We start from the raw sequence: 604 nt of genomic DNA, 5'->3' as shown, positions 1-604 counted from the left end.
CACCAGGACCGGGCCACCGGGCGCACCGTACGCCGCTACGAACGCGACAAGCCCGGCGAACTCGTGCACGTGGACATCAAGAAGCTCGGCAACGTCCCCGACGGAGGCGGCCACAAAACGCTGGGCCGGGCCCAGGGCCGCAAGAACCGGTCCCAGGCCGGGTACGCCTACCTGCACAACGCCGTGGACGACCACTCCCGCCTGGCCTACTCAGAGATCCTGGCTGATGAGACCAAGGAGAGCGCGGTCGGGTTCTGGCAGCGGGCCCACAGCTACTTCGCCTCGGTGGGTATCGGGGTGGAGCGGGTACTGACCGACAACGGGTCCTGCTACAAGTCCCGCCTGTGGCGGGACACGCTCACCGGCCAAGGCGTCGAGCACAAGCGCACCCGCCCCTACCGGCCCCAAACCAACGGCAAAGTAGAGCGGTTCCATCGGATCTTGGTCGAGGAATGGGCTTACGCCCGCCCCTACCGGTCAGAGACCGAGAAGCGGGAGGCGTTCGTGGGGTGGTTGCATCACTACAATCACCACCGGTTCCACACCGCGATCAGCGGCCCTCCCGCTTCCCGTGTTCCTAACCTCTCAGGTCAGTACACCTAGG

General features: G+C 66.2%; 1 protein-coding gene. It reads left to right on the top strand.

The window, feature by feature from the left end; translation table 11 throughout:
• The coding region (locus tag D452_RS0127045; protein ID WP_017547260.1) for an IS481 family transposase at window positions 1–603 on the top strand (603 nt) is incomplete at its 5' end.
• Window position 604 lies beyond the last annotated feature (1 nt).

The organism is Nocardiopsis prasina DSM 43845, from assembly GCF_000341265.1.
Taxonomy (GTDB): Bacteria; Actinomycetota; Actinomycetes; order Streptosporangiales; family Streptosporangiaceae; genus Nocardiopsis; species Nocardiopsis prasina.
This window is presented reverse-complemented; position numbering and strand designations above follow the sequence as displayed.